The organism is Salipaludibacillus aurantiacus (assembly GCF_900111295.1).
Classification (GTDB): domain Bacteria; phylum Bacillota; class Bacilli; order Bacillales; family Salisediminibacteriaceae; genus Salipaludibacillus; species Salipaludibacillus aurantiacus.
This window is the reverse complement of the sequence record NZ_FOGT01000038.1, coordinates 1-1,640: the sequence shown is the minus strand read 5'-3', so window position 1 is coordinate 1,640 and position 1,640 is coordinate 1. Positions and strand designations below refer to the sequence as shown.

Below are 1,640 nucleotides of genomic sequence, written 5' to 3'. Positions count from 1 at the left end.
AAATGGAAATTACTAGGAGATTTAAAAGGGTGTACACTGACAGCTTTTTGTCAGCTCTCCACGCTCCTTTCCGGCGAGAAGAGTTGATGGCTGCGTAGTAGCGCATCCACCAGACGCACAAGTTTTCTTGCAGTAAGAACGAGGGCGCGTTTATGCTGGTGCTTCGGTACTTCCTGATACTTCTTCACGTAAAATTCCTGGTATTCCGGTACTTGTCTGCGAACCGAGTTGGCGGCTTCAACCAGGTAATAGCGCAAGTACTGGTTCCCTTGACGTGACAATGACGTATCTTCGGCGGTAAACCGGCCGGACTGGTGTTTCCTCCAGTACAATCCGGCGTATTTTGCCACTTTGGATTCGTCTCCAAATCGAGAGATTTGTCCAATTTCGGCAATGATACCTGCGCTAAAAACAGGGCCGATACCTGGAATAGAGTCTAAAGTTTGTGTGACTCCAGCCATAATACGCGTGATCGCTTTATCTATCTCCTTGATTTGTTTCTGCAGGGAGCGAATAATCTCGATAGAACTGCCTAATAGGACATCCATCGAGTCTTCCACCACTTTGTCCAGCCGGTAAGAGGACCGCACAGCTTTTTTAATCTGTGTAGCGACAGCCTCAGGGTCAGGGAAACGGTTCTTTCCTTTCTCCTGTAGAAACGCTGCCAGGGATTCTAACGGCAGGTGAGCCAGTTCTTCCAGGCTGAACTTTTCCAAAAACAGTTCTGTTAAGGCATGGCCAAATATGGACGACTCCACTTCTTCTGTGAATTTATTACACTTAAAGCTTAGATGCTGGAGAAAGTGCTGTTTCTCACGGGTGAGTGCCTTAATAAGATGATACCTGGCGCGCGTTAGCTGCTGGAGAGCGACATACTGGCTCTCTTTGACGATGGACATCTTGTTTCTGCCAAAACGCAAATAGTCAGCGATGACAAAGGCGTCAATCTCATCGGTCTTGTTCATGTCAGAGTAGCTCTTTTTGAAGTTCGCTATCTGCTTTGGATTAATAACATACACCTGAGTATTGTGTTTTTTCAGCTCATCATCATGATGCAGATACATGGAGGGATGAAAACTATACACCGACGTTGATTCTAAGCCAATTTTAAGATTGTCTATTTCTTTTTCGACTATAAAACCAAGAAGCCGATCTTTTAATTCAGAGATGCCTGGAAGGTCATTCGTTACCGAAAAAGAATCTAATCTGGCACCATCTTGATCAAGAACACACCCTTTCATATCAAACGAGCTCACGTCTAAACCTACAAATAATCTCATGAGGGAACCCTCCTTTCATTTTAGAATCATTGGGTCTTTCTTTTGGACGCCTCGAGATATCTCTAGTGTGAACGCCGATCATCAACCTCGTGTATCAGAACTCCTCCTGCATTGAAAGCCGCCTCAGGGCTACTATCACCTGAGTCCAAGAGGCAGGGGGCTCAGCCTGCGAGTAGGAAGTGCCGCACGTACACTGAGAAACAAACTTAAGATGTAGTCAAGCTACAGGAGGAAGAAGAATTGTCCCAAATGATCCTAAGATCATTATCTAGAAATATCTTGAGACGCCCAATCAAAAAGCCTTGGGTGTAAAGAAATTTATAAGCTCAATTATGGGCTTAAATATAATATACGAGGAGG

General features: G+C 44.8%; 1 protein-coding gene. It reads right to left on the bottom strand.

Annotation, left to right across the window (positions count from 1 at the left end):
* Positions 1–50 precede the first annotated feature (50 nt).
* On the bottom strand, positions 51–1,280 hold the full coding sequence (locus tag BMW59_RS21220; RefSeq protein ID WP_093056316.1) for an IS110 family RNA-guided transposase: 1,230 nt from the start codon (positions 1,278–1,280) through the stop codon (positions 51–53).
* Between the last annotated feature and the right edge of the window lie 360 nt (positions 1,281–1,640).